Raw genomic sequence first — 26,418 nt, 5'->3', positions numbered from 1 at the left:
GCTACGCGCTACGAGAAAACTGCCTGCAGTTACACCGCCAACTGGCACCTCGTCGCGACAATCCTCGCCGCGAAGTGAATGTCCACAGGCCTTAGGATAAACGTCCTAATTAAGTAATTTTTTTACAAGGATCATCCTCGAAATTATCGAATCCTGAGCCATCTTCGCAAGGATTTTCTCGGCGCCTTCTGCCAATCTCCCTGCACAACGACTGCGAGGAGAGTCCGCGCCCATGTCCAATCTGCCGAGCCTGCGGCTCCATATCCCGGTTCCGCCTGCGCGGCCCGGCGACGCGCCCTCTTTCGATCATCTGCGCCTGTCCGAGGCGGGGGCCGTCCGCCGGCCCGACAGCGCGGCCCCCGAGGCGGAGATGCGCGACCTGCCCTATGACCTGATCCGCGTGCTCGACGGCGAAGGTCGCGCGGTCGGCCCCTGGGATCCGAAGCTGTCGCCCGACATGCTGCGGCGCGGGCTGCGCGCGATGCTGGCGACCCGGCTGTTCGACGACCGGATGTTCCGCCTCCACCGCCAGGGCAAAACCAGCTTCTACATGAAGTCGCTGGGCGAGGAGGCGATCGGCGTCGCCCAGTCGCTGGCGCTGGGCGAGCGCGACATGTCCTTCCCGACCTATCGGATGCTGGGCTGGCTGATGGCGCGGGACTATCCGCTGATCCACCTCGTCAACGAGATTTTCTCGAACGCGGAGGATCCGCTCAAGGGCAAGCAGTTGCCGATCCTCTATTCGGCGCGCGATTACGGCTTCTACTCCTTGTCGGGCAATGTCGGCAGCCGCTTCGGTCATGCCGTCGGCTGGGCGATGGCGTCGGCCTACAAGGGCGATGACGGCATCGCGATCGGCTATATCGGCGAGGGCACCACCGCCGAGGGCGACTTCCACGAGGCGCTGACCTTCGCCTCGGTCTACCGGGCGCCGGTCATCCTGTGCGTCACCAACAACCAATATGCGATCTCGTCCTTCTCGGGCATCGCGGGCGCCGAGGCGACGACCTTCGCGGCGAAGGCGATCGCCTATGGCTTGCCGGGCCTGCGCGTCGACGGCAACGACTTCCTCGCGGTCTGGGCGGCGACGATATGGGCGGCGGAGCGGGCGCGCACCAACCATGGCGCGACCCTGATCGAGCTGTTCACCTATCGCGCCGCCGGCCATTCGACCAGCGACGACCCCACCAAGTACCGCCCCGCCGACGAGGCCGAGCATTGGCCGCTCGGCGATCCCGTCGACCGGCTCAGGCAGCACCTGATCGCGCTCGGCGAATGGGACGAGGAGCGGCACGCGGCGCTGGTCGCGGAGCTGACCGAGACGATCCGCGCCGCCGTCAAGCAGGGCGAGGCGGTCGGCACGCTCGGCCAGTCCAAGCCTAGCGTCCGCGAAATGTTCGAGGGCGTGTTCAAGGAACCCGACTGGCGCCTGATCGAGCAGCGCCGCGAGCTGGGAGTCTGATCCGATGGCGCAGATGAATATGATCCAGGCGCTCAACTCGGCGCTCGACGTGATGTTGGCTAACGATCCCAACGTGTTGATATTCGGGGAGGATGTCGGTTATTTCGGCGGTGTCTTCCGGGTCACCGACGGGCTTCAGAAGAAGCACGGGCTGACCCGCTGCTTCGACGCACCGATCTCCGAAGGCGGGATCATCGCCACCGCGATCGGCATGGGCGCCTATGGGCTCCGGCCGGTGCCCGAGATCCAGTTCGCCGACTATATCCTGCCCGCCTACGATCAGCTCGTGTCGGAAGCGGCCCGGCTGCGCTATCGGTCGGGCGGCGAGTTCTCGGCGCCGATCACGGTGCGGTCGCCTTATGGCGGCGGCATCTTCGGAGGGCAGACCCACAGCCAAAGCCCCGAGGCGGTGTTCGCGCACATCACCGGGCTGAAGACGGTGATCCCGTCCAATCCCTATGACGCCAAAGGCCTGCTGATCGCGTCGATCGAATGCGACGACCCGGTGATCTTCCTGGAACCGAAGCGCCTCTACAACGGCCCGTTCGACGGCCGCCACGACCGGCAGCTCCGGACCTGGGCCGGCCATGCAGCAGGCGAGGTGCCCGAGGGGCATTACACCGTGCCGCTCGGCAAGGCGGCGACAGTGCGCGAAGGCAAGGACGTCACCGTCATCGCCTATGGCACGATGGTCCATGTCGCCCTGGGCGCGATCGAGGAGAGCGGGATCGACGCCGAGCTGATCGACCTGCGCTCGATCGTCCCGCTCGACATCGATGCGATCGTCGCCTCGGTCGAACGCACCGGGCGCTGCGTGATCGTTCATGAGGCGTCGCGCTTCGGCGGCTTCGGCGGCGAGCTGTCGGCGCTGGTGCAGGAGCGCTGCTTCTACCGCCTCAAGAGTCCGATCGAACGGGTCGCGGGCTGGGACACGCCCTATCCGCACGCGTTCGAATGGGATTATTTCGTCGGCCCCGCCCGGATCGCGGCCGCCCTCAACCGCGCGATGGAGGCCTGATCATGGGGCGCTACCTGTTCCGCATGCCCGACGTCGGCGAAGGCGTCGCCGAGGCGGAGATCGTCGCCTGGCACGTCAAGCCGGGCGACAGCGTCGCCGAGGACCAGAGCTTGGTCGACGTGATGACCGACAAGGCGACCGTCGACATGACCTCGCCCGTGTCGGGCACGGTCGTCGCGCTGCACGGCGAGATCGGCGAACTGCGCGCGGTCGGATCGACGCTGGTCGAGCTGGAGATCGAGGGCGATGGCAATGGGGCCGACGCACCGGCCGTCGTCGTGGAGGCGACGCCTCCGGTCGTCGAGGCTGCGCCGCCACCGCCCGCCGCCGCCACTCCCAGGGCCGCGCAAGCGCCGTCGTCACAACCGGCCTTCGCGACGCGGACACCCGGGCAGGAACCGCTCGCAGCCCCCGCGACGCGGCGGCGCGCGCATGAGCTGGGCATCGCTCTGCAATATGTGCCGGGCACCGGCCCGGGCGGGCGCATCACTCCCGAGGATCTCGATCGCTATGTCGAGACGGGCGGCGCGCTCGCGGCGGGCGGGGCTGGGCATCTGACACCGCGCACCGGCGGCAGCGACGTCCGCATCGTCGGCATGCGCCGCAAGATCGCCGAGAAGATGCAGGAGGCGAAGCGCCGCATTCCCCACATCACCTATGTCGAGGAATGCGACCTGACCGAGCTGGAGGCGCTGCGCGCCGACCTCAACGCGCACCGCGATGAGGGGCGACCCAAGCTCACCCTGCTGCCCTTCTTCGTCCGGGCGCTGGCCCGCGTCCTGCCGCGCTTCCCGCAGGTCAACGCCCGCTATGACGACGATGCGGGCGTGCTCCACCAGTCTGATGCGATCCACCTGGGCATCGCCACCCAGACCCCGGCGGGCCTGCTCGTCCCCGTCGTCCGCCATGCCGAGGCGCTCGACGTCTGGGCCTGCGCGGAGGAAATCGCCCGGCTCAGCAAGGCCGCGCGCGACGGCAGCGCGACCCGCGAGGAGATGTCGGGCGCGACCATCACCATCACCTCGCTCGGCACGCTCGGCGGCGTCACATCGACCCCGATCGTCAACCATCCCGAGGTCGCGATCATCGGCCCCAACAAGCTGGTCGAGCGGCCGACCGTGCAGGGCAGCTTCGTCACGGTGCGCAAGATGATGAACCTATCGTCGTCCTTCGATCACCGCATCGTCGACGGCTACGACGCCGCACTGTTCGTCCAGCAGCTCAAGCGCCTGCTCGAGCATCCTGCCCTCATCTTCATGGACTGACCGATGACCGAAATAGTGAAGACCAAGGTGCTGGTGCTGGGCGGCGGACCCGGCGGCTATGTCGCGGCGATCCGCGCCGGACAGCTCGGCCTCGATACCGTGCTGGTGGAGGCCGATCGGCTCGGCGGCACCTGCCTGGTTCGCGGCTGCATCCCGTCCAAGGCGCTGATCCACGCCGCCGGCCATTATGCGACGATGGCCGAGGCAGCCACCGCGCCCCGGCTGGGGATCAGCCTTGCCGCCCCGCCGAGCCTCGACTTCGCGGCGACGATCGGCTGGAAGGACGGCGTTGTCGACCGGCTCAACGGCGGTGTCGCGGCGCTGCTCAAGCGGGCGAAGGTGCGGGTGATCGCGGGCCATGGCCGCTTCTCCGACGCCAAGACCTGCCATGTCGCCACTGCCGAGGGCGGCGAGGTGACCGTGCAGGCCGAGCATGTCGTCCTGGCGACCGGATCGGAGCCGATCGAGCTGCCCTTCCTGCCGTTCGGCGGCAAGGTGATCTCCTCGACCGAGGCGCTGTCGCTGGCGGAGGTACCGAAGCGGCTGGCGATCGTCGGCGCGGGCTATATCGGCCTCGAGCTCGGCATCGCCTATCGCAAGCTCGGTGCCGAGGTGACCGTCGTCGAGGCGGCCGACCGCATCCTGCCGCTCTACGATGCGAAACTGGTCGAGCCGGTGCGACGGTGGCTCGCGAAGCACGGGGTCGCGCTGCACCTCTCCGCCAGGGCGACCGGGCAGGGCAGGGACGGGCTGCTCGTCGAGACCGCAGAGGGCGAGGCGATCGAGCTGCCGGCCGACAAGATCCTCGTCACCGTCGGCAGGCGCCCGGTGACGAGGGGCTGGGGGCTGGAGGAGATGGCGGTCGCGATGGACGGCCCGTTCGTCGCGGTCGACGATCGCTGCGCCACCGCCACCCGCAACGTCTGGGCGATCGGCGATCTGGTCGGCGAGCCGATGCTGGCGCACAAGGCGTCGGCGCAGGGCGCGATGGTGGCGGAGATCATCGCCGGCCGGAAACGCCGTTTCGATCCGCGCGCCGTCCCGGCGGTCTGCTTCACCGAGCCCGAGATCGTCAGTGTCGGGCTGGGCCCTGATGCGCCGGGCACGATCACCGGCGTATTCCCCTTCGCCGCCAACGGCCGCGCCCTGTCGATGGAGGCCGGCGACGAGGGCGGTTTCGTCCGCGTCGTCGCGCTGGAGGCCGGGCATCGCATAGTCGGGGTGCAGGCGGTCGGGCTCCACGTCTCCGAGCTGTCGGCGACCTTCGCCCAGGCGATCGAGACGGGGGCGGTGCTGGAGGATATCGAAGGCATCATTCACGCCCACCCGACCCTCGGCGAGGCCTTCCACGAGGCGGCGCTCAAGGCTATGGGGCACGCCATCCATGGCTGACCGGCCGTAAGGGCCGGTTCGGCCGCTTATTTTTCTGGCGTCGGCGAGCGAACCGGCGCTTAGAGCAGGACAGAATATCGCAGGAGCAGTTGCCGATGACGTCCCAGTTCACCATCCTGCCCAACGCGGCGCCGACCTCGGCCGAAGACCGCGCCAAGCTGCTGGAAAATCCCGGCTTCGGCCGCGTCTTCACTGACCATATGGTCGTCGTCCGCTATGTCGAGGGCAAGGGCTGGCACGATGCCGAGGTGAAGGCGCGCGGGCCGCTGCAGATCGATCCGGCATCGGCGGTGCTCCATTATGCGCAGGAGATTTTCGAGGGGATGAAGGCCTATCGCCTGGGCGACGGCCTGGCGTTGTTCCGCCCCGAGGCGAATGCTGCCCGCTTCAACCTGTCGGCGCGGCGCATGGCGATGCCCGACGTGCCTGAGGATCTGTTCATCGAGGCGGTCGAGCAGCTCGTCCGCATCGACCGCGACTGGGTGCCCGGTGGCGGCGGCAGCCTCTATCTGCGCCCGTTCATGTTCGCGAACGAGGTGTTCCTGGGCGTCAAGCCGTCGTCCGAATATCTGTTCATGGTGATCGCCTCGTCGGTCGGCGCCTATTTCAAGGGCGGCAAGGATTCGGTCACCGTCTGGGTCTCGACCGACTATACCCGCGCCGCGCCGGGCGGCACCGGCAGCGCCAAGTGCGGCGGCAACTATGCCGCCAGCCTCCTCGCCCAGAAGCAGGCGATCGAGCAGGGCTGCGACCAGGTCGTCTTCCTCGACGCCGCCGAGCGCAAGTGGATCGAGGAACTGGGCGGCATGAACGTCTTCTTCGTGATGGACGACGGATCGATGGTGACGCCGCCGCTGCAGGGCACGATCCTGCCCGGCATCACCCGGGACTCGATCATCCGCCTGGCGCGCGACGAGGGCATCACGGTCCGCGAGGAGCCCTATTCCTACGAGCAGTGGAAGGCCGACGCCCGCTCGGGCAAGCTGGTCGAGACCTTCGCCTGCGGTACCGCCGCGGTCGTCACCGCGATCGGCACGGTCAAGGGCGAGGACGGCGAGTTCACCATCGGCGCCGGCGGCACCGGCCAGACCACCGCGCGACTGCGCGACAAGCTGACCGGCATCCAGCGCGGCACCGTCGCCGATCCCTATGGCTGGGTGCGCCGGGTCGGTTGAGTGGATCGAGGGGGAGGCGCCAGGGCGCGGACTCCCCTTTTCCTCCCAACGTCGTGCCGGCGGAGGCCGGCACTCCGGAGAGGGGAGAGGTCAGGCGCGTTCCGCTAAACCTTCCCTCCCGCCGCGACCGCGATGGCTTCAAGGATCGTCTCCCGGTCTCCGATATGGTTGATCAGCGTCAGGATCAGCCGTGCATTCACCCGCTGGCTGTCGGCCGCATCGCGCCCTTCGTGGAGCGCGATCAGCTTCTCGTAGATGCCGTCGGGATCGACGAGGTTGGGGGTGAGGATCAGGCTCATCGCGGGTCGCCTCCCTGTGCCCGGGCGAGTGCGCGGGCGATCTTGGCGGCGTCGGGCCTGCGCCAGCGCGCCGCGACATAATGGTCGGGGCGGATCAGATAGGCACCGCCCGCCTCCAGCCCGTAGCGGGCCAGTGCTATCGCGCTGTCGATCGCGATCGTGTCGAGCCCCTCGGGCGCCGTAGCGCCGCCGCCCGCCTGGAGCAGCACGAAGCGGTCGCCGAGTTCGCCGAGCAGCCAGCCCTCGCCGAGCGGGGCGTCGAGCGCGGGCGATCCGGGAGCGACGCCGCCGGTCCAGTCGTCCTCATCGGGCGTGCTGAGCGCGCTGTCGGGATAGCTGATCGCGGTCGACAGCCGTCCCGAATTGACGATCGGCCGGGCGAAGGCATGCTCCGCCGCGAGCCCCAGCACGGCGTCGCGGAACGCTTCGCTCACCTCGCTCTTCGGTGTCAGGAAGTCGGTAGAACGCGTTGAGTTCAGGATATTTTCGTCGGCCGTGACGATCGCCTCGTCATTATAGCTTTCGAGCAGGTCGGGGCTCGCGCCGCCGAGCACCAGGTCGAGCTTCCAGCCGAGATTGTCGACGTCGGCGAAGCCGCCGTTGCAGCCGCGCGCCCCGAACGGCGACACCAGATGCGCGCTGTCCCCGGCGAAGATCACCCGGCCATGGACGAAGCGCGCCATGCGGCGGCACTGGAAGGTGTAGACGCTGTACCATTCCTTCTCGAACGCCACGTCGGGGCCCAGCATCGCGCGGATATAGCGTTCGACATTGGCGTCCTTGAGGCATTCCTCGCGGTCGATGTTCCAGCCGAGCTGGAAGTCGAGCCGCCAGACGTCGTCGGGCTGGCGGTGGAACAGCGCCGACTTGCCCGGATTGAACGGGGGATCGAACCAGAACCAGCGTTCGGCCGGGCGATCCTCCTTGATGCGGATGTCGGCGATCAGGAAATTGTCCTCGAAGATGCGCCCTTCGAAATCGAGGCCCAGCATCGTCCGGATCGGCGAGCGGTTGCCGTCGCAGGCGATCAGCCAGCCGGCCTCGATCGCATAGCTTCCCGCGGCCGTGCCGACCTCGATCGAGACGCCGCCGTCATGGGCCGCGACGCCGCGCACCTCGTGCCCCCAGCGGATCTCGACCCCGGGCAGCTCGGCGAGCGCGTCGACGAGATATTCCTCCACATAATATTGCTGGAGGTTGATGAAGGCGGGGCGGCGCTGGTCCTTCACCGGCAGCAGGTCGAACTGGTAGACCGGATCGGGCCGGTCCTTCCAGAACACCTTGCCGACGTTCCAGGTCACGCCCTTGTCGACCATGCGCTGGCCGACGCCGAGCCGGTCCATGATGTCGAGCGAACGCTTCGAGAAGCAGATCGCCTTGGAGCCGCCGGCGATATAGTCGAGCCGGGTCAGCACGACGACGCGGTGCCCGCGCCGGCCGAGGTCGAGCGCCATGGCGAGCCCGACCGGGCCGGCCCCCGCGATGACGACCGGCACCTCATCGGCCGTCGCGGCGGGCCGCGGCGACGGCCCGATGCTGCGCCAGACATGCCCGTAACGGACGTCGGTCATGGCGGTTTATCCCTGCAGCAGGTCCCACACCTGACGGTCGCGTTCCATCGTCCAGATGCGCGGCCAGTCGATGCCGTCGAACTCGTCCCACAGGCGCTGCACGTCGAACGGCAGGCAATGCTCGAAGATCGGCCAACGGCCGAATTTCGGGCCGAGCGCGGCGTGGGTCGCCTCAAACGCTTCCTTGAGGGTGCCGCCGCGCTTGTGGACCGCGCCGGTCTGCTCGATCATGACCTTCAGGAATTCGCGGGTCTGCTCGATCGCGGCGTCGGTTGCCGCGACGCCCTTGGCAACCGCGCCGCGGCCGCCGATCAGGTTCTCGGAGCGATAGGCCTTGACCTTGTCGAGCGTGCCCGACGACCAGTCGAAGTGGAAGGCATCGCCGGTGTAGAGCGCCGCCTCGGCCTCGACCAGGTCGCCCGCGAACAGCGTCCGGCTCTTCTCGTGCCAGGCGACGATGTCGCCGGCGGTGTGGCCGCGCCCGCAGAATTGCAGATCGATCCGGCCGCGATCGCCGCCGAGCTCGATCGAGAAATTGTCCTCGAAGGTCTGGGTTGGCCAGGTCAGGCCGGGGATCTCCTCGGGCTGCTTGAACAGGCGCGGCATGCGGCCATATTCGCTGTCCCAATCCTGCTTGCCGCGCTCCTCGATCAGCTTGCGGGTCGTCTCGCTGGTGATGATGTGCTCGGCGCCGAACGCGCTCGCGCCCAGCACGCGGACCGCATGATAATGGGTCAGCACCAGATATTTGATCGGCTTGTCGGTATGCTCGCGCAGCTTGGCCAGCCAGTCGCGCGCGGCGGCCGGCGTTGCGCGCGCCTCGAAGCAGACCAGGAAGTCCTCGCCCTCGATCGCGCCGACATTGGGGTCGCCCTCGGCGGTCAGCGCGTAGACGCCGTCGGCGAGGATTTCGAGGGTCTCTTTCTTCTCGGCAAGGTCGGCCGAGGATGCGAAGGGCTTGGCCATGTCCATCTCCTCTCAGGGCCCGCGTCGGCGGGCGATCTCTCGGCATCGGCTATAGCGCGCGCCGGATCGGCTCTTGTCCATAGAGCTATGGACAGGACTCGCGCGGGCGCGGCGCGGCTGTTATGAAAGGCGGTGATGGCGTGGAGCGGATTGCCCGAACCGGTGGACCCCAATGTCGGCGCGGCGCTGATCGAGGCGGCGGGCCGCGAGACGTTCGGCGACGTGCTGCTGGCGGCGGCGCAGCGCTACGACTTCGTCGAGGAGGTGTTCGCCTATCGGCTCGGCGCCGACGGCAAGCCGCGGGTCGTCGCCTCGTCGAGCGGGCTCGATCGATCGGACGAGCGGGCGGAGATCTTCGCCCGCCGCTTCTACCGCGACGATCCGGCGCGCAGCATCTGGGCGGAGACCCCGGTCGGCGCGGTGTTCGCGCGGCGGGTCCATGCCAGCCAGATATTGCTGCACGACTATCGCGCGATCTGCTTCGACAAGCCGGCCTTTGCCGACAAGCTCTGCTTCGGCTGGCGCGGCAATGAGGAGAGCCTGTTCCTCAGCATGTACCGGCGCGGCGCCGCCGAATGGCAGGGCGCGGCGCGGCTGGCGGCGCTCGCCAGCGTGGCGCTGTCGGCGATCGCGCAGAAGCCGCACCGGCCCGAGGCAAGCCTTGCCGAGCGGCTCGAACGGCGACTCGCGCGGGCCTATCCCGACCTGCGCGGGCGCGAGCTGCAGGTCTGCGCCCGTACCCTGGCGGGGGGCAGCGCCGACGAGATCGCGGCCGAGCTGGGGATCGGCCGGGCGACGGTGCTGACCTATCGCCAGCGTGCCTATCAGCGTTACGGATTCTCGGCGGTCAGCGAATTCCTGCCGGCGATCATCGACTGATCAGTTGGGTTCGTCGTCGGCATCCGCATCGGCGTGGGCGAGCAGCGCCTTGACCGAATAGAGCATGGCCAGTTCGCGGTGAGCGGCGACCGCCTGCGGCGCCGTGGCGGCTTCGGACCGCTCCACTTCCTGTCGGGCGCGCAGCAGGAAGTAGGAGGATTCCTCCCCGATTTCCTGTGGAATTTTTTCGGAGATATCTCTTTGTTTTACCAGCATTATCTTGTTCGCTTACGACGTTCGGGGGCGAGGCGGACGATAGAGAATTCCGTTGACTGATCGATGAACGGCCCGAACAAGGCCGCCCGGCTTGCGACCGGGCGAGCCGCATTTGCGAGCAACGGGGAAACGGAGGAAAAACCGATGAACGACGACCGGGCGCGCAACCGGGAAGAGGAACGGGGCCGCCGGGCAGCCGAGCGCGCCGAAGCCGCGCAGGCGCGCAGCGACCGCCGCGCCGCCGAACGCGACGAGGCCGCCCGGCTGCGCGAAGCGGCGCGCCAGGCCCGCCATGCCGAGGACGAGCAACGCCGCGCCGCGCTGGCCGAGGCGCGCGAGGATCGCCCGAAGCGCCGCGCCTCGGGATCGCTCGCGCGGACCGGCGAGGAAAAGGTGGTGCGCGACACCCGTAATTACCGCACCAATGTCGACATCAGCCGGATGCGCCAGCTCGCCATGCGCGGGGCGACGGTCGAGGGGCTCGCCAAGGTGTTCGGCGTCTCGATCGAGACGGTCGAGAAGGCGATCGAAGGCGTCGGGGTGATGAAGCTCTGATGCGGGAGGAGAATGCCGGCCGCGCGATCGGTCTGGATTTCGGCACGACCAATACCGTCGCCGCGGTTGCGCGGGACGACGGGATGGCGGAACTGGTGACGTTCGCGGGCGAGCAGGCGACCGGGTCGGTGTTCCGCTCGGCGCTCTGCTTCTGGCAGGACGAGGCCGAACGCGGCGGGCTGGGACATGAGGCGGGGCCCTGGGCGATCGCCGATTATCTCGATTATCCGCAGGGCAGCCGCTTCATCCAGTCGTTCAAGTCGGTCGCCGCCAGCCCGTTGTTCGAACAGGCCTCGGTGTTCCACAAGCGTTTCCGGTTCGAGGAACTGGGCCAGATCTTCCTTGGGCACTTGGCCGCGCATGCGGGTGGGGCGCTCGACACGGTGGGTGCGCGGATCGTGGTCGGACGGCCGGTCGATTATGCCGGCGCGCGCGCCGATCCGGCGCTGGCGCGCGAGCGCTACGACCGGATGTTCGCGGGCTTCGGCGCCGAGGTCCATTATGTCTACGAACCGCTCGGCGCGGCGTTCAGCTTCGCGGCGCGGCTGACCGAGCCGACCACCGTGCTGGTCGCAGATTTCGGCGGCGGCACCAGCGACTTCTCGATCGTCCGGGTCGCCGGGCCCGAGGCGCGCCCCCGCTGCGTGCCGCTAAGCTCGACCGGCGTCGGCATCGCCGGGGACCGTTTCGATTCCCGGATCGTCGAGCGACTGGTGTTGCCGCTGCTCGGCAAGGGCGGCTCCTATCGATCCTTTGACAAGATTCTCGAAATTCCAGCTGGTTATTTCTCAGACTTCTCGGATTGGTCGAAGCTGGCGTTGATGCGCAACCGCCGCACGCTCGACGAACTCGGCAAGCTGCGGCGCAGCGCGGTCGAGCCGGCGGCTATCGACCGTATGATAGCGATCATCGAGAATGAGCTGGGCTATGCGCTCTACGACGCGGTCGGCCAGCTCAAGCGCGCGCTGTCGACCGAGGAGCATGCCGGCTTCCGCTTCACCGGCGGCGGGCTGGATATCGAGGGCGAGGTCAGCCGCGCCGATTTCGAGAGCTGGATCGCGCCTGACATCGCCCGCATCGAGACCGCCATCGACGCGGCCTTGCTCCGGGCCGGGGTCGCGCCGGAGGCGATCGATCGCGTCTTCCTGACCGGGGGCTCGTCGCTGATCCCGGCGATCCGCCGCTCGTTCGAGCGCCGTTTCGGCGAGCAACGGATCGGCGCGGGCGGCGAGCTGACCTCGATCGCGCACGGCCTCGCGCTGATCGGCCAGGCGGAGAATATCGCCGACTGGGCGGCCTGAACGCGGTCAGCCGCCCAGCACCCGCACCGGGTCGCTGCCGTCCCAATTCTCGGCGGCGGTCTTCATCATCGTGAAGAAGGCCTCGGTCTTGTCGGTCATCTCGATCAGCTCGATCATGCCGGGCAGCGCATCGCTGGTGTCCATATAGGCGGCGCGGGCACCGACCCCGGCGACGCCGTACAGCGCCATCTCATGCCCCAGCGCCTTGTAATGCGCGACGTCGGCATCGAAGTCGCGGCAGGACACGCCGAAATGGTGGAAGCCCCAGCCGCGCTTCGCTTGCACCTCGGTATAGACCGAGGGCGTCTGCCAATTGTTCTGCTGGATCAGCTCGACGCACATCGAGCCCGAATAGGTGAGGGCGAGGCTGACGTCGAACTCCGATGGCTGGCCGCGATACTGCGCCTCGAACAGCGGGAAGTGGTCGATGACGAACCAGGGGCCGGTCTTGAGCCGCGCGCGATACTGCTCGATCGCCTGGCGAATATCCGGGACGATATAGGCCATCTGCATGATGCCGCCCATCGGCTGGCCGAAGTCGAGGATCTGATCCATGGGATTCCCTAGTTGGTGAGGCTCATGCCGCCGTCGACCACCAGCGAGGTGCCGGTGACGAAGCGGGCTTCGTCGGACATCAGGAAGAGCACGCCGTTGGCGATGTCGACGGCCTCCTGCCATTTCTTCATCGGCACCTTGGACAGGAAGGCCTGCGCCGCCTGCTCCGCGTCGAGGCCGTGCTCGGCCGCGGTGCGCGCGATCAGCTCGTCGTGCATCGGCGTGCGGACCTGGCCGGGATGGACGCTGTTGCAGCGGATCGCATGACCCTGCTCGCAGCAATGGAGCGCAACCGATCGGGTGAACTGCATCACCGCCGCCTTGGACGCGCCATAGGCGGACAGGAAGGGTGTCGGTACCAGCGCCCCGATCGACGACATGTTGACGATCGCGCCGCCGCCGGCGGCCGCGATGGCCGGAATGGCGTGCTTGCAGCCAAGAAACACCCCTTCGACATTGACCGTGTAGATGCGACGCCAGTCTTCCGCCAGCGCGCCTTCCGGGTCGGGAGGGCCCTTGCCGTCCGCGATCCCGGCGTTGTTGACGAGGCCGTCGAGCCGGCCATGCGTCCCGACGACCTCGGCTATCAGCGCCTGCCATTGGCCCTCGTCGGTCACGTCCTGGCGGACCACGCCGTCGCCGCCCATTATGTCGGTGCGGACGACGGTGGCGCCTTCCTCGGCCAGCCGCGCCGCGATCGCCGCGCCCAGGCCGGCGGCCGCGCCGGTGACGATGATGACCTTGCCCGAAACCCGTCCGCTCATGTTCAACCTTTCGAATGCGCGCTGGTGGGGCCCGCAAGCTGCGCCCCGTCGATCACCAGCGCATGTCCGCTCATCATCGCAGCTTCGTCCGAAGCCGCGAAGAGGATGGCGTTGGCGATGTCCTGCGGCGTCGCGATCCGGCCGATCGGCACCAGCCGCGCCATGCCGTCGATCATCGCCTGCCGGCTGCCGATCGCATCGGCGACCGGATTGAGCATCTCGCTGTCGACATAGGTGGGATGGACCGAGACGCAGCGGATCGGCAGGCCGCGCTCGGCGCAGAAGAGCGCGACCGACTTGCTGAGCGTGGTGACGCCGCCCTTCGACCCGCAATAGCCCGCGACGTCGGAGATGCCGACCAGCCCGGCGAGCGAGGAGACGTTGACGATCGCGCCGCTGCCGCCGCTGGCGGTGATCGCGCGGATCGCCGCCTGGCAGCCGAGCATGACGCCGGTCAGGTTGACCGCGATCATCTTGTTCCACTGGTCGATCGTCAGGTCGAGGATCGTGCCCGGAAAGCCGATGCCGGCGATATTGGCGAGGATGTCGAGCCGCCCGAAGCGATCGACCGTGCGTCGCGTGGCGTCGGCCCAGGCGGCCTCGTCGGCGACGTCGAAGGCGATCGCCATCGCCTGCTCGCCGATCTGGGCGGCGGTCCGCGCGGCGCCGTCCGCGTCGATGTCGGCGATGGCGACGCGGGCGCCTTCGCGGGCGAAGGTCAGCGCCGTCGCCCGGCCGATGCCCGACGCGCCGCCGGTGACGATCGCGATCTTGTCCTTCAGCCGCACGGCCCCGCTTCCTCCCGCTTCGTTGATCTGCGTCGAGGCTAGGCAGCGGGCGGGGAGGGGCAAATAGCGGGAACCACTCAGGCCGGCGACGGCGGCGGGCGTAGGTGTTCCCCGTCATTTCCCACGCCGGACGATCTGGTCACTGTGGTTCGACAACAGCCATTAGGAGACGTGACCATGGTGCTGCTCACCAAGGGCAACAGCCCCGATATCGCCCAGACCAAGCTTCACCGCCCGGCCTTCCATGACGTCGGCAAGCTGCCCTGGCTCGACTGGGTGATGCCGGAGACCTGGTTCAAGCTGCTCAACGTCAATGCGCTGACAGGCGGCTTCACCCTGCTGCTGAAGGTCGGCCCCAGCAACGAGGCGCCCGTCCACGGCCATATCGGCGGGGTCGAGGGCATCCTGCTCGAAGGCGGCTTCGGCTATGGCGACGATCGCGGCCGGGCCGGCTGGTACGTCCGCGAGGCGGGCGGGATCAACCACATCCCCGATACCGACCCGGACGGAATGGTGATGTTCGCCACCGTCAACGGGCCACTGGTCGGCTACAATGCCGACGGCAGCGTCGCGGCGATCGTCGACGCCAAGCTGATGTACGAGATGGCGGTGGCCGGCAACGCCGCCGACCATATCGACAAGCCCGCCGACTGGTGATCGGCGGGATGCGCGAGCCCTTTCCGTCATGATCGGACTGATGCAGGATCGGCCGTTGCTGATCAGCGGCCTGCTGGCCCATGCGACGGCGGCGCATCCGCGGCGGGCGATCCTGTCGCGGGTCATCGACGAGCCGCTGTGGCGCTACGACTATCATGGGCTGGCGGCGCGGACGGCGCAGGCGGCGCACATGCTGCGGCGCTTCGGCATCGGTCCGGGCGACCGGATCAGCTCGCTCGGCTGGAACGGCCATCGGCACATGGAGCTGATGTTCGCGGCGCCGGGGATCGGCGCGGTGCTGCACACCGCCAATCCGCGCCTGACCGACGAGCAGATCGCCTATACGATCGACCATGCCGGCAGCTCGATGCTGTTCTACGAACGCAGCTTCGCCGAACTGATCGAGCGGCTCGCGCCGCTGCTGCCCGGCATCCGCCATTATGTGATGTTCAGCGACACAGAACGCACCGTCGCGGGATCGGTCGCCGCCGGGAGCTGGGAAGTGCTGCTGGCGCGCGAGGCCCCCTCGTTCGACTGGCCGCTGTTCGACGAGAAGGCGGCGGCGTTCCTCTGCTACACCTCGGGCACCACCGGGCATCCCAAGGGCGTGCTCTACTCGCACCGCTCAACCGTGCTGCACGCGATGGCGGCGAGCCTCGGCTCGGCGTTCGGGCTCGGGGCGTTCGATTGCATCATGCCGTGCAGCAGCTTCTACCATGCGACGGGATGGGGTCTGCCTTTCGCGGGGGCGCTCAATGGCTGTGCCTTCGCGCTGCCGGGCGACCGGATGGACGCGGCCAGCCTGCACGAGCTGGTCGAAATGGCCGGCGTCACCTTCACCTGTGGCGTGCCGACGATCTGGACGATGTATCTCGATCATCTCCAGCGCAGCGGGGCTGGGACGGGGACGCTCGACCGTATCGTCATCGGCGGATCGGCAGTGCCGCGCGCGATGGCGGAACGCTTCGCGCGCGACCATGGCGTCCGGGTGCTCCAGCTCTGGGGCATGACTGAGCTCAACCCGGTCGGCGTGGTGGCGACATCGACCCCGGCGCTCGCCGAGCGGGGCCCAGATCATGTCGACGACGTCATCTGGACGCGTCAGGGCCGGATGCAGTTCGGCGTCGAGCTGAAGATCGCCGGCGAGGACGGTGAGCCGCTGCCGCATGACGGCGAGAGCGCGGGCGCGCTCAAGGTGCGCGGTCCCTGGACGATCCGCCGCTATTTCCGGGCCGAGGAGGACGCCGCCGATGCCGATGGCTGGTTCGACACGGGTGACATCGCCACGATCGACGGTGACGGTTTCCTGCGCCTCACCGACCGTGCCAAGGACGTGATCAAATCGGGCGGCGAGTGGATCAGTTCGATCGACATCGAGAATATCGTCGTCGGCCTGCCCGGCGTGCGGATCGCTGCCGTGGTCGGCGTCCATCACCCGAAATGGGAGGAGCGCCCTATCCTGGTGATCGAGGTGCACGAAGGCGCTATGGTGACGGCCGAGATGGTCCGCACCTTCCTGATGCCGCGGATCGCTCGCTGGTGGATGCCGGACCGCATCCTGTTCGAGGCGGTGCCGCTCACCGCGACCGGCAAGATCGACAAGAAGGCGCTGCGCGCCCGCCATGCCGACTGTCTGGCGGCCGAACCGGCGGCCTGATCAGAGCGGCTTTTCCAAATCATTGATCGGGATCGCCTTATCCGCTCACCCTGAGGAGGGCTGAGCGAAGCCGAAGCCCGTCTCGAAGGGCCTTCGAGACGCCACTTCGCCAAGCTCAGTGGCTCCTCAGGCTGAGCGGGCCATGTTTAAGGCGCGACGCTCATTGCTTTAGTGAATCTGGAGCAGCCGCGACAGCAATTGCGTCCGGCTGCCGACGCCGACCTTGCGGTAGATCGAGCGCAGATGGTTCTCGCCGGTGCGCAGCGAGATGCCCAGCTCCCGGCTGAGCGAGGCGTTGCACTTGCCCGCGGCGATCCGCGACACGACCTCGGCCTCGCGCTCGGTCAGCCCGAATTTGCGGCAGGCGTCGTCGATCGCGTGCAGCTTGCCCGATCCGTTGGTGACGACCAGGTGGAACAGCCGCCCGTCGGTGGACCGGAAGTTGCGAATCTCGACCTCGACCGGCTTGGGCGCGTCGGTGCGGAAGGTGACGGAGCCGCCCTTGCTCCGATCGCAGCCCAGCAGCCTTTGCTTGATCTCGCCCAGCAGCGACGATCCGCGGACGTCCGGCCCGCCGACGCCGAGGTCCTCCATGCCGCGCGCATTGGCGTTGCGGATCACCAGGTCCTCGTCGAAGATCAGGAAGCCGAAATCGTTGCCGGCTTCCTTCGCCGCCATCGCGATCGTCTCGGACAGGGTGATCGCCTCCTTGGCTGCGAGCACGTAGAGCACCGAACGGAGCGCCGGGCCGAGCCGCTCGAACCAGCCGATCTGCTCGGCCGAGAAGGCGGGATCGTCCAGCCGGCGGTGGAAGCCGACGCAAGCGAGCTGGGTTTCGAAGGCGGTGTTCATCGGCAGGACGAAGGCGACGACATGGCCGACGTCGAAGGGCTGCAGGAAACTGCTGCCATAATAGCTGTTCTGCTCCAGGATGCGCTTGAACGATCCAGTCAGCATGTTGGGCAACGGACGGCGCGGGTCCTCCAGCCAGTCCATCGCCGGGCGCATGACGGGATCGAGCCGGTGGAACTCGTCGAGATAGACGCCGACCGATCCCGGCTTGTGGCCGACATAGCTGTGTGCCCCGAAATGGCGGTCGCCGAGCGGGGAGGCGAACATCTGGATGAAGACGGCGCTGGTCGCGCCGAGCGCGTCGACGAGCGGCTCGAGGATATGGCCGCCGACGCCGTCGAGCTCCTCGCAGGACAATATCTTTTCATAGAGACTGGCCGACGGGGCGGAGGTGAAACTCTGCTTCCACATGATCGTCTCGTTCCTTCTCCCTGGCCGGTGGCCGTCTTGTGCGGCCTGCGGCGGCGAACCGCCTCGAACTACCGAGGCTTTCTACGCCGCCACGGGCTTTGCGTCCACGTCGTTGCGCCTTCATGGGGTGAGTATTTCCCGTCATAGGCAGCGCACCCGCCCCGATGCAGATAGGCTCCGTTCCAAAAGGGTGCCGGCCTGCCGTCGTGGTCCGGCTTATCGGGGAGAGGCAAGAGTGTTCACAAACAGCATCGGGGCGTTCCGTTCGGCGGCCTGCGGCTTCGCGCTGGCCGTCGCGAGTCTGTCCATGCCCGCTTTCGCGCAGGAAAAGGCGGCGTCGGCCGCCGAGGACGCGGTCGACGAGATCGTCGTGACCGCGACCCGCCGCGCGGCGAACGTGCAGGATATCGGTATTGCTGTGACGGCGCTGGGGGGCGACCGTCTGACCGAACTGGGCCTGCGCAACTCGACCGACCTGGCGGCGATGACGCCGGGCCTGCAGTTCACCGCGCCGGGCGGTCCGCCGGTCGCCGGCCTGATCTCGGTCCGCGGCGTCTCGCAGAACGACTTTGCCGGTCATATCGAGCCCGCCAACGCCTTCTATGTCGACGAGGTCTACCAGCCCTCCAACGCGACCAGCGTGCAGGAACTGTTCGACGTCAGCCGGGTCGAGGTGCTGAAAGGTCCACAGGGTACGCTGTTCGGCCGCAACGCGACCGGCGGCCTGATTCACGTCATCACCAACCAGCCGACCGACGAGCTCAATGGCTTCGTCGACGCGACCTATGGCAGCTACGATCAGTTCCGCGTCGAGGCGGCGGTCGGCGGGCCACTGGGCGAGGGCATCTCGGCGCGCGTCGCGGTGCTCAAGAACAAGGCCGACGGCTATATCAAGAACGATATCGGACCGGACATCCTGGCCAACGACACGCTGGCGGCACGCGGGCAGGTGAAGATCGAACCGAATGACCGGCTGACCGTCAACCTGTTCGCGGACTGGTACAAGATCCGGCCGGTCGCGACCGGCGGCGCGATGATCACCGGCGCCGCACAGGACGCGGACGGACTGGGCGTGCTGTTGCCGCCAGGCTCGCCGACCGGCTTCGGCTATGTCGATGCCGATGGCGACCCCTATACCGGCTCGTTCAACTTCCCGGGCCGCTTCACCCGAGAGACATGGACGGTTGGCGGCAAGATCAACCTCGATCTTGGCGGAGGCTATTCGCTGGCGACGGTCACCAGCTATCAGAACCTCGACAGCGAATATGCGGCCGACAACGATTTCTCGCCGGTCGACATCGGCATCTTCGGGCAGAACGCCAAGGCCAAGCATTTCACCCAGGAAATCCGCCTGATCGAGGATGAGGGCGCGTTCCGCTGGACCGCGGGCCTCTATTATCTGAACATCAAGGGCGACTATTTCCAGGGGTTCAACCTTCCGGTCTTCGGTACCTATCCGCGCGCCAACTACAGCGTCGACACCCAGTCCTATTCGGGTTTCGGGCAGGCGGAATATGACCTGACCGATCAGCTCAAGCTGACCGCCGGCATCCGCGTCACCCGCGACGAGAAGGACTATTATTATTCGGAAGTCTGCACCGGTCCGCTGTGCCCGGTCTTCATCGCGCCTGGATCGCTCGCCTCGGCCGGCGTCACCACCGACAAGCATGGCGAGACCGGCTTCTCGGGCCGCCTCGCGCTCGACTACAAGCCCAACAGCGACACGCTGCTCTATGCCAGCATCAATCGCGGCTACAAGGCGTTCAACTACAATGCCGGCTTCGTCGGGCAGGCGCCGCTCTCCGGCTTCCGTTTCAAGGGCGAGGACCTGATGGCCTATGAGGTCGGCGGCAAGTTCGAGTTCCTCGACCGCCGCCTGCGCTTCAACGGCGCCGCCTATTATTACGATTATTCGGACTACCAGGCGTTCGACCAGCGCGGCTTCAACTTCACCCTCTTCAACACCAGCGCGACGATCTACGGCGCCGACTTCGAGCTGTCGGCCCGGCCCGGGATGGGGTTCCAGTTCGACGCCGGCCTGGCGTTGCTCCACACCAATGTGAAGGGCATCCCGATCGGCACCCGCTTGCTCGACCGCAAGGCGCCGCAGTCGCCCGACTATACGATCAACCTGGCAGCGACGAAGCGCTTCGACCTCGGCTTCGGCCAGCTGAGCGGGACGATGAACGCGATCTACACCGACGACTTCTACGCCCAGCTCACCAATGCGCAGGCGACCCTGATCAAGGGAAGCTGGCTCGCCAATGCGCGGGTGTCGCTGAAGCTGGCCGACAGTGGCTTCGAGCTGGCGGGCTTCGTCAACAACCTGTTCGACAAGGCGCGCAAGACCTTCGCCTTCGACGTCTCGGCCCCGCCGCTGGGCGGTTCCTACGGCACCTATGCCACCCCGCGCTGGTTCGGCTTGCAGGCGCGGTATAGTTTCTGATGGGTTCTCCCTCCTTCCTCGTCATGCCTGCGCAGGCAGGCATCCATGTCTGTATCCTTCTCAGGTGCCATCTGGCTGATGAGAGACATGGACCCCTGCCTTCGCAGGGGTGACGGAGAAGGGGGCCCCCAAGCCGTTCGTGTCGAGCACAGTCGAGACACGTTCGCGGGCGCGTCGCTTGCCAACGTCCCTCGATGTCGCTCGGGACGAACGGGGAGGGGAAGTCACACCGCGATCGCGGTGGTCGACTTGATGCGCTTGAGCGCGAAGTGCGACGCTGAATGCGCCACCGCCGGCTGGGCGAGCAGGCGGCGCATCAGGAAATCCTCATATTCCGCCATGTCGCTGACGGTGACGCGAATCTGATAGTCCCACTCTCCGGACATGGAGAGGCATTCCATCACCTCCTCGCGACCGACGATGAAGGATTCGAAGGCTGACCGGCTCTCGACGTCGTGGGCCTTCATCCGCACCTGGCAGACCACGTCGAGTGTCTTGCCCACCGCCTGCGGATTGAGCAGCCGGACGGTCGGGCCGAGCACGCCGGCCTCCTCCAGCGCCTTCAGCCGACGCCAGCAGGAAGCGGGAGAGGAGCCTACCTCTTCGGCCAGCGCGGCCTGGCTGATGTCGGCGCGGCGCTGCAGCACGCGAAGCAGCTTGCGGTCGATCGAATCGAGCTGAACTTTTTCCATCATAGAATCCGGTAATGTGAAACGCTGATTTCATATCTGGCGTTTCCATGCCTAAGTTTGAACGACATCTTTCGGCTGCATGCGATAAAAAATCCACAGGAAATGCATATCCGAAGGAGCGGCCGACGATGATCACCCTCGACGAGACGACCGTAGCGCCGCCGCGCGCGCTGCTCGGCCGGCTCGAGCTTCAGCCTTCGGACTCGCTGCTGGCGCTGATCGGCATGTATGCGGCCGATCCGCGCGCGAACAAGATCGACCTCGGCGTCGGCGTCTACAAGGACGAGGCGGGGCATACCCCGGTGTTCACGGCGGTGAAGGCGGCCGAGGCGAAGCTGCTCGCCGAGCAGCCGACCAAGGCTTATGTCGGGCCCGAAGGCGATATCGGATTCTTCGAGGGGCTGGCGCCGATCCTGTTCGGCGAGGCTGCGCCTCGTGCGCGCCTCGCCGGGCTCCAGACCCCCGGCGGCACCGGCGCGCTACGGCTGGGCGCCGAGCTGATCGCCCGCAACAATCCCGACGCCATGATCCATGTCGGCGGTCCGACCTGGCCGAACCATGCGCCGATCTTCGCGGCGACGCGTCTCTCGCTCCGCCAGCACCGCCATATCGACCTGGTGACTCAGGAGCTGTGCTTCGACGACGTGCTCTCCGCGCTGCAGGCGGCGGTGCCGGGCGACGCCGTGCTGCTCCACGGCTGCTGCCACAACCCGACCGGCGCCGATTTCACGATCGACCAGTGGGAGGCGCTCGGCGCGCTGATGGCGAAGCGCGGCCTGCTGCCCTTCATCGACCTTGCCTATCAGGGGCTGGGCGCCTCGATGGACGAGGATGCCGCCGGCGTCCGCATCGTCGCGCGCCACTGCCCGGAGCTGCTGGTCGCCTATAGCTGCGACAAGAATTTCGGCCTCTATCGCGAGCGGGTCGGCGCGCTGTTCGTGCTCGCCGCCGAGCCGGAGGCTGCCGCCGTCGTCCAGTCGAACCTGCTGAGCCTCGCCCGCGCCAACTGGTCGATGCCACCGGATCATGGCGCGGCGGTCGTGCGTTTGATTCTCGAAAGCGTCGAGTTGCGCGCGCAGTGGCTGGCCGAGCTGGACGAGGTCCGTACCCGCATCGCCGCGATGCGCACCGGGCTCGCCGCGCTCGATCCGGCACTGGCCTTCATCGGGCGGCAGAAGGGGATGTTCTCGACCCTGCCGCTCTCGCCCGACCAGGTGAAGGCGATGCGCGAGCAGCACGCCATCTACATGGCCGGGTCCGGCCGCATCAACATCGCGGGCCTCACCCCCGCCAAGCTCGCCCCGCTCGCCGCCGCCTTCGCGGCGGTCCGCTGACCGAAGACGGAGTTTCCCCATGGCCACCGCCGCGCTCAAGCAGCCGCTCCGCAACGCCCCCGACGACACCGTCGACTGGAAGCGTGTCGCCTATCTCGTCCACCTGTCGCGCGCGCTCGACAAGATGGAGGAGACCCGCCTCGTCCCCGAGAAGGAGGTGCTCTACCAATTCTCGGCGCGCGGCCACGACATGGGGCAGATCCTGCTCGGCTGCCGGCTCGACAATCCGCAGGATGCGAGCTGCGGCTATTATCGCTCGCGGCCGCTGCTGCTTGCGCTCGGCGTCGACGTGGCCGACGCGCTCGGCTCGGCGATGGGTCGCGCGGGCGGCTATTCGGACGGCCGCGACATCGGCGTCGTGTTCAACTTCCCCAACCCCGACGGCGCCTCGGCCCTGCCGATGTGCGGCGGCGTCGGCGCGCAGTATACGCCGACCGCCGGCTGGGCGCAGGCGATCGAATATTATCGTACCGTGGTGAAGGACCCCGCCTATGACAAGGCGCTGGCAGTCGTGCTCGGCGGCGACGGGTCGGTCGCGTCGAACGGCTTCTGGGCGGCGCTGACGATCGCGACGACGCAGAGGCTGCCGATGCTCTTCTACATCGAGGATAACGGCTTCGGCATCTCGGTACCCTCGACCTTCCAGACGCCGGGCGGCAACATCGCCGCCAATCTGGGAAGCTGGCAGGGGCTGGAGATATTCTCGGGCGACGGCACCGATCCGGCCGAGGCCGCGCGCCTCGTCGACGCGGCCACGTCCTATGTTCGCGACCAGCGCGCGCCCGCGCTGCTGCGGCTGACCGTGCCGCGCCTCCAGGGCCACAGCTTCCAGGACACCCAGACCTACAAGTCATCCAACGTCGTCGAGGCTGAGTGGGCGCGCGATCCGCTGCCCAAGCTCAAGTCCTACCTCGTCCCCGCCGTGCTGGGCGAGGCCGAATGGGACAAGCTGCAGGGCGAGGCGCAGGCCGCCGCCGAGGCCGCCTGCGAGGAGGCGCGGGCGCGCCCGGTTTCGCAGCCCGAAAGCGTGATGAAGAACGTCTTCTTCGAAGGCGAGATGCAGGCCGAGGGCGGCATGGCGGTCCACGGCTATGTCGCGCCCGCCGCGACCGAGGAGCCGAAGCCCGAAGGGCAGCGGATCAACATGGTGACCGCGATCCGCCGCACTCTCGACCATGAGCTGTCGATCAACGACAAGGTCGTTCTGTTCGGCGAGGATATCGGACCGAAGGGCGGCGTCCACGCGGTGACGCTCGGCCTCCAGGAGAAATACGGCACCGCGCGGGTGTTCGACACCTCGCTGTCGGAGGAGGGCATCATCGGCCGTGCCGTCGGCATGGCGCTCGCGGGGCTGGTGCCGGTACCGGAAATCCAGTTCCGCAAATATGCCGAGCCCGCGACCGAGCAGATCAACGACTGCGGCACGATGCGCTGGCGTACCAACAACCGCTTCGCGGCGCCGATGGTGGTCCGCATCCCGGGCGGTTTCTTCAAGTGCGGCGATCCCTGGCACAGCCAGACCAACGAGGTCGCCTTCGTCCACAATCCGGGCTGGAAGGTCGCGGTGCCGTCCAACGCCGAGGACGCGGTCGGCCTGCTGCGCGCGTCGCTGCGCGGCAACGATCCGGTGATCTTCTTCGAGCATCGCAACCTGCTCGACCTCGCCTGGGCACGGCGGCCCTATCCGGGCGACGATTTCGTGCTGCCGTTCGGCAAGGCGAAATTCACCAGGAGTGGCAGCGACATCACCATCGTCACCTGGGGGGCGATGGTGCCGCGTTGCGAGGATGCGGCCGCGCATGTCTCGGCCGACGTCATCGACCTGCGCACGCTGATGCCATGGGATCGCGAGGCGGTGCTGGAATCGGTGCGCCGCACCCGCCGCTGCCTGATCGTGCACGAGGACCTCCAGACCGCCGGCTTCGGTGCGGAGATCGCGGCGGTGGTCGCCGACCAGGCGTTCATGGACCTCGATGCGCCGGTGGCGCGGGTGACGATGCCCGATATCCCCAGCCCGCATAATCCGTTGCTGCTCGATTGGGCGGTGCCGTCGGTCGAGCGCATCCGCGCGAAGATCGACGAACTGATCGCGTTCTGATCCGGGGGCAGAGATGGGATATATCGATATTTTCGTGCCCGCCGAGCAGGAGGGCACCAAGGCGATCGTGCGGAGCTGGCTCCGCAATGTCGGCGACCGGGTCGAGGAGAATGATCCGCTGGTCGAGCTGGAGACCGACAAGGTCACCCAGGAAGTGCCCGCGCCGGCCGCGGGAGTGATCGCCGAGATCCTGTTGGCATCCGACGCGGAGGCCGAGCCTGGCGCTTTGCTCGGTCGCCTGAAGGTCGGTGACGAGGCGGCATCGGGCGCGACGCCCCCGGCCGCTTCCGGGGATGCCGGAGCCGAGCCTGGGGAGGCGGGGTTCGCCCCGGCTCCGGCATCTTCCCCGGCTCCGGCCGCCTCGGGCGACAGGAGCATGGCGCTGGCGCTGTCCCCGGCGGTGCGCCGCGCGGTGCGCGCTCACGACATCGATCCGGCGACGATCACCGGCACGGGCAAGGCGGGGCGGATTACCCGCGCCGACGTCGACAAGGCGGTCGCCGACCGCGCCGCCGCCCCGGCTCCCAAGCCCGCGCCGGCTTCGGCTCCGGTTGCAGCGCGCGAGGAGGCTCCCGCATCGGCGGGCGGCGTGCGATCGATCCCGCACGACCGGATGCGCCTGGCGATCGCCCAGAACATGCTCAACAGCGTGACGGTTGCGCCACATGTGACCGCGATGTTCGAATGCGACTTCACCGCGATCATGGCACATCGCCGCAAGCACAAGGCCGCCTTCGCGGCGGAAGGCGCGAACCTGACCTTCACCGCCTATTTCATCGCGGCCTGCGTCGCGGCGATGAAGACGGCGCCGGCGATCAACAGCCGCTGGTACGACGACAGGCTCGACATCTTCGACGACGTCAACATCGGCATCGGCACGGCGCTGGGCGACAAGGGGCTGGTCGTACCGGTCGTTTCCCGGTGCCAGGAGCTGTCGCTGCTCGGCATCGCCAAGCGGCTGACCGAGATGGTCGAGCGCGCCCGCGCCAACAAGCTGACCCCGGCCGACATGCGCGGCGGCACCTTCACCATCTCCAACCATGGCGTGTCGGGATCGCTGTTCGCCTCGCCGATCATCATCAACCAGCCGCAATCGGCGATCCTCGGCATCGGCAAGACCGAGAAGCGGGTGGTGGTGCGCGAGGTCGACGGCGTCGACACGATCCAGATCCGTCCGCTCGCCTATGTCTCGCTGACGATCGACCATCGCGTGGTCGACGGGCATCAGACCAACGGCTGGCTCTCGACCTTCGTCGAGACGCTTGAAAACTGGCCGCTGTGAGGAAGGGCCGATAGCGATCGCCGCCCCCGCTGGATCAGCGCGGTTGACGTGCCGCCAACACCCGTTAGTCCGTTCTTTCGCATTGGAAATGGCAACGGGGCGATAATGGCGCGGACGCAGGCGGCCGATTATGAGGAACGACGCGAGGCGATCGTCGAGAAGGCGGCCGAGCTGTTCGCCGAGCGCGGCTTCCTGGGCGCGTCGGTGTCGGACATCGCCAAGGCCTGCAAGACCTCCAAGTCATTGCTCTATCATTATTATCCGTCGAAGGAGGACGTGCTCTACGCGGTCATGGCCTCGCATATCGACGGGCTGGTCGATAGCGTCGAGACCGCGATGGCCGAGCCTGGCGCGGCGCGAGACCGGCTGCGCCGGCTGCTGCGGCTGTTCATGGCCGACTATGTCGGGGCGGCCTCGCGGCAGAAGGTGCTGCTCAACGAGCTCGACAACCTGCCGCAGGACCGGCGCGCGGCGATCATCGCCAAGCAACGCCGCATCGTCGACACGGTGCAGGCGCTGCTGGTCGAGATCGATCCCGCGCTCGCCAAGGACAAGGGCGAGGCGCGGGCGCGGACCATGCTGCTGTTCGGCATGATCAACTGGACCGGCAACTGGTACGACCCCGCCGGCCCGCTCAAGCCCGAGGCGATCGCCGATCGTGCGTTCGACCTGATCGCGGGCTGATCGCCGAAAGCGGTACGCCGGTCTTTCTCCCGGACGGATCGCCGGCCGCCAGGCGCCCGTCCCTATTGGCTTTCGATCCCGGAACGATCAGTTTTCCGC

24 protein-coding genes are annotated in these 26,418 nt (G+C 67.7%); 15 read left to right on the top strand and 9 right to left on the bottom strand.

The window, feature by feature from the left end; genetic code table 11:
- The first annotated feature begins 232 nt into the window (after window positions 1–232).
- From B5X82_RS23215 to B5X82_RS23195, 5 genes are all read left to right on the top strand, one after another.
- Window positions 233–1,462, top strand: coding sequence for a 3-methyl-2-oxobutanoate dehydrogenase (2-methylpropanoyl-transferring) subunit alpha (locus tag B5X82_RS23215; protein ID WP_079650760.1), 1,230 nt, complete (start codon window positions 233–235; stop codon window positions 1,460–1,462).
- 13 nt (window positions 1,463–1,475) lie between these two features.
- Window positions 1,476–2,480, top strand: a complete 1,005-nt coding sequence (locus B5X82_RS23210) for an alpha-ketoacid dehydrogenase subunit beta (protein ID WP_209046759.1) — start codon at window positions 1,476–1,478, stop codon at window positions 2,478–2,480.
- 2 nt (window positions 2,481–2,482) lie between these two features.
- A complete protein-coding gene (locus B5X82_RS23205; protein ID WP_079650756.1) occupies window positions 2,483–3,745 on the top strand; it encodes a dihydrolipoamide acetyltransferase family protein in 1,263 nt (420 codons plus the stop codon).
- Window positions 3,746–3,748: 3 nt separating this feature from the next.
- The gene (gene lpdA / locus B5X82_RS23200; RefSeq protein ID WP_079650754.1) at window positions 3,749–5,137 is read left to right on the top strand and encodes a dihydrolipoyl dehydrogenase; all 1,389 of its coding nucleotides are present in this window, start codon (window positions 3,749–3,751) and stop codon (window positions 5,135–5,137) included.
- A 95-nt stretch (window positions 5,138–5,232) separates the two neighbouring features.
- Complete coding sequence (locus tag B5X82_RS23195) at window positions 5,233–6,312, top strand: branched-chain amino acid aminotransferase (protein WP_079650752.1); 1,080 nt, start codon at window positions 5,233–5,235, stop codon at window positions 6,310–6,312.
- Window positions 6,313–6,416: 104 nt separating this feature from the next.
- Here the strand turns inward: B5X82_RS23195 and B5X82_RS23190 are convergent, their stop codons facing one another.
- From B5X82_RS23190 to B5X82_RS23180, 3 genes are read right to left on the bottom strand one after another with little or no spacing between them, the layout of a single operon-like run.
- The gene (locus B5X82_RS23190) at window positions 6,417–6,611 is read right to left on the bottom strand and encodes a DUF2783 domain-containing protein (RefSeq protein ID WP_079650750.1); all 195 of its coding nucleotides are present in this window, start codon (window positions 6,609–6,611) and stop codon (window positions 6,417–6,419) included.
- The gene (locus tag B5X82_RS23185) at window positions 6,608–8,182 is read right to left on the bottom strand and encodes an FAD-dependent oxidoreductase (RefSeq protein ID WP_079650748.1); all 1,575 of its coding nucleotides are present in this window, start codon (window positions 8,180–8,182) and stop codon (window positions 6,608–6,610) included. The genes B5X82_RS23190 and B5X82_RS23185 overlap by 4 nt, the downstream gene beginning before the upstream one ends.
- 6 nt (window positions 8,183–8,188) lie before the next feature.
- On the bottom strand, window positions 8,189–9,148 hold the full coding sequence (locus B5X82_RS23180) for an MBL fold metallo-hydrolase (RefSeq protein ID WP_079650746.1): 960 nt from the start codon (window positions 9,146–9,148) through the stop codon (window positions 8,189–8,191).
- Window positions 9,149–9,283: 135 nt separating this feature from the next.
- Between B5X82_RS23180 and B5X82_RS23175 the strand changes: the two genes are divergently transcribed.
- Entirely contained in the window at window positions 9,284–10,027 is a 744-nt protein-coding gene (locus B5X82_RS23175; protein ID WP_235862779.1) for a helix-turn-helix transcriptional regulator, read from the top strand.
- On the opposite strand, the gene B5X82_RS26490 is transcribed toward B5X82_RS23175, so the two are convergent.
- On the bottom strand, window positions 10,028–10,243 hold the full coding sequence (locus tag B5X82_RS26490; protein ID WP_125724316.1) for a hypothetical protein: 216 nt from the start codon (window positions 10,241–10,243) through the stop codon (window positions 10,028–10,030). It lies immediately after the preceding gene.
- A gap of 144 nt (window positions 10,244–10,387) precedes the next feature.
- On the opposite strand from B5X82_RS26490, the gene B5X82_RS23170 reads away from it, so the two are divergent.
- Together B5X82_RS23170 and B5X82_RS23165 are read left to right on the top strand one after the other, a co-directional pair.
- The gene (locus B5X82_RS23170; protein WP_079650745.1) at window positions 10,388–10,798 is read left to right on the top strand and encodes a hypothetical protein; all 411 of its coding nucleotides are present in this window, start codon (window positions 10,388–10,390) and stop codon (window positions 10,796–10,798) included.
- On the top strand, window positions 10,798–12,099 hold the full coding sequence (locus tag B5X82_RS23165; protein ID WP_079650743.1) for an Hsp70 family protein: 1,302 nt from the start codon (window positions 10,798–10,800) through the stop codon (window positions 12,097–12,099). Before B5X82_RS23170 ends, B5X82_RS23165 begins: the two co-directional genes overlap by 1 nt.
- Before the next feature lie 6 nt (window positions 12,100–12,105).
- Here the strand turns inward: B5X82_RS23165 and B5X82_RS23160 are convergent, their stop codons facing one another.
- Genes B5X82_RS23160 through B5X82_RS23150 form a run of 3 tightly spaced genes read right to left on the bottom strand, consistent with a single transcriptional unit; the run spans window position 12,106 to window position 14,206 of the window.
- Window positions 12,106–12,654 (bottom strand): VOC family protein, encoded by a 549-nt coding sequence (locus B5X82_RS23160; protein ID WP_079650742.1) that lies wholly within the window; start codon window positions 12,652–12,654, stop codon window positions 12,106–12,108.
- 8 nt (window positions 12,655–12,662) lie between these two features.
- Window positions 12,663–13,418, bottom strand: a complete 756-nt coding sequence (locus tag B5X82_RS23155; protein WP_079650740.1) for an SDR family oxidoreductase — start codon at window positions 13,416–13,418, stop codon at window positions 12,663–12,665.
- Between the two features lie 2 nt (window positions 13,419–13,420).
- A complete protein-coding gene (locus B5X82_RS23150) occupies window positions 13,421–14,206 on the bottom strand; it encodes an SDR family NAD(P)-dependent oxidoreductase (RefSeq protein ID WP_079650739.1) in 786 nt (261 codons plus the stop codon).
- A 177-nt stretch (window positions 14,207–14,383) separates the two neighbouring features.
- Here B5X82_RS23150 and B5X82_RS23145 point away from each other — a divergent pair, with 177 nt between their 5' ends.
- Window positions 14,384–14,863, top strand: a complete 480-nt coding sequence (locus B5X82_RS23145) for a 2,4'-dihydroxyacetophenone dioxygenase family protein (protein WP_047167123.1) — start codon at window positions 14,384–14,386, stop codon at window positions 14,861–14,863.
- A gap of 28 nt (window positions 14,864–14,891) precedes the next feature.
- Window positions 14,892–16,520, top strand: a complete 1,629-nt coding sequence (locus tag B5X82_RS23140) for a long-chain fatty acid--CoA ligase (RefSeq protein ID WP_176152684.1) — start codon at window positions 14,892–14,894, stop codon at window positions 16,518–16,520.
- A 168-nt stretch (window positions 16,521–16,688) separates the two neighbouring features.
- Here the strand turns inward: B5X82_RS23140 and B5X82_RS23135 are convergent, their stop codons facing one another.
- Entirely contained in the window at window positions 16,689–17,783 is a 1,095-nt protein-coding gene (locus B5X82_RS23135) for a helix-turn-helix transcriptional regulator (RefSeq protein WP_079650737.1), read from the bottom strand.
- A gap of 235 nt (window positions 17,784–18,018) precedes the next feature.
- Here B5X82_RS23135 and B5X82_RS23130 point away from each other — a divergent pair, with 235 nt between their 5' ends.
- Window positions 18,019–20,229, top strand: coding sequence for a TonB-dependent receptor (locus B5X82_RS23130; RefSeq protein ID WP_079650735.1), 2,211 nt, complete (start codon window positions 18,019–18,021; stop codon window positions 20,227–20,229).
- Window positions 20,230–20,453: 224 nt separating this feature from the next.
- Here B5X82_RS23130 and B5X82_RS23125 read toward each other — a convergent pair whose 3' ends face one another.
- Entirely contained in the window at window positions 20,454–20,924 is a 471-nt protein-coding gene (locus B5X82_RS23125) for an Lrp/AsnC family transcriptional regulator (protein WP_079650733.1), read from the bottom strand.
- 125 nt (window positions 20,925–21,049) lie between these two features.
- On the opposite strand from B5X82_RS23125, the gene B5X82_RS23120 reads away from it, so the two are divergent.
- The 4 genes from B5X82_RS23120 to B5X82_RS23105 all read left to right on the top strand — a co-directional run bounded on the left by B5X82_RS23120 (window position 21,050) and on the right by B5X82_RS23105 (window position 26,319).
- Complete coding sequence (locus tag B5X82_RS23120; protein ID WP_079650731.1) at window positions 21,050–22,255, top strand: amino acid aminotransferase; 1,206 nt, start codon at window positions 21,050–21,052, stop codon at window positions 22,253–22,255.
- Window positions 22,256–22,274: 19 nt separating this feature from the next.
- Window positions 22,275–24,353: a transketolase C-terminal domain-containing protein gene (locus tag B5X82_RS23115; RefSeq protein WP_079650729.1), complete on the top strand. Its 2,079-nt coding sequence runs from the start codon at window positions 22,275–22,277 to the stop codon at window positions 24,351–24,353.
- A 13-nt stretch (window positions 24,354–24,366) separates the two neighbouring features.
- Window positions 24,367–25,635 (top strand): dihydrolipoamide acetyltransferase family protein, encoded by a 1,269-nt coding sequence (locus B5X82_RS23110; protein WP_079650727.1) that lies wholly within the window; start codon window positions 24,367–24,369, stop codon window positions 25,633–25,635.
- A 105-nt stretch (window positions 25,636–25,740) separates the two neighbouring features.
- On the top strand, window positions 25,741–26,319 hold the full coding sequence (locus tag B5X82_RS23105) for a TetR/AcrR family transcriptional regulator (protein WP_079650725.1): 579 nt from the start codon (window positions 25,741–25,743) through the stop codon (window positions 26,317–26,319).
- Window positions 26,320–26,418: the final 99 nt, after the last annotated feature.

Origin of the sequence: Rhizorhabdus histidinilytica (assembly GCF_900167915.1) — a bacterium.
GTDB classification, from domain to species: Bacteria; Pseudomonadota; Alphaproteobacteria; order Sphingomonadales; family Sphingomonadaceae; genus Rhizorhabdus; species Rhizorhabdus histidinilytica.
This window is presented reverse-complemented; position numbering and strand designations above follow the sequence as displayed.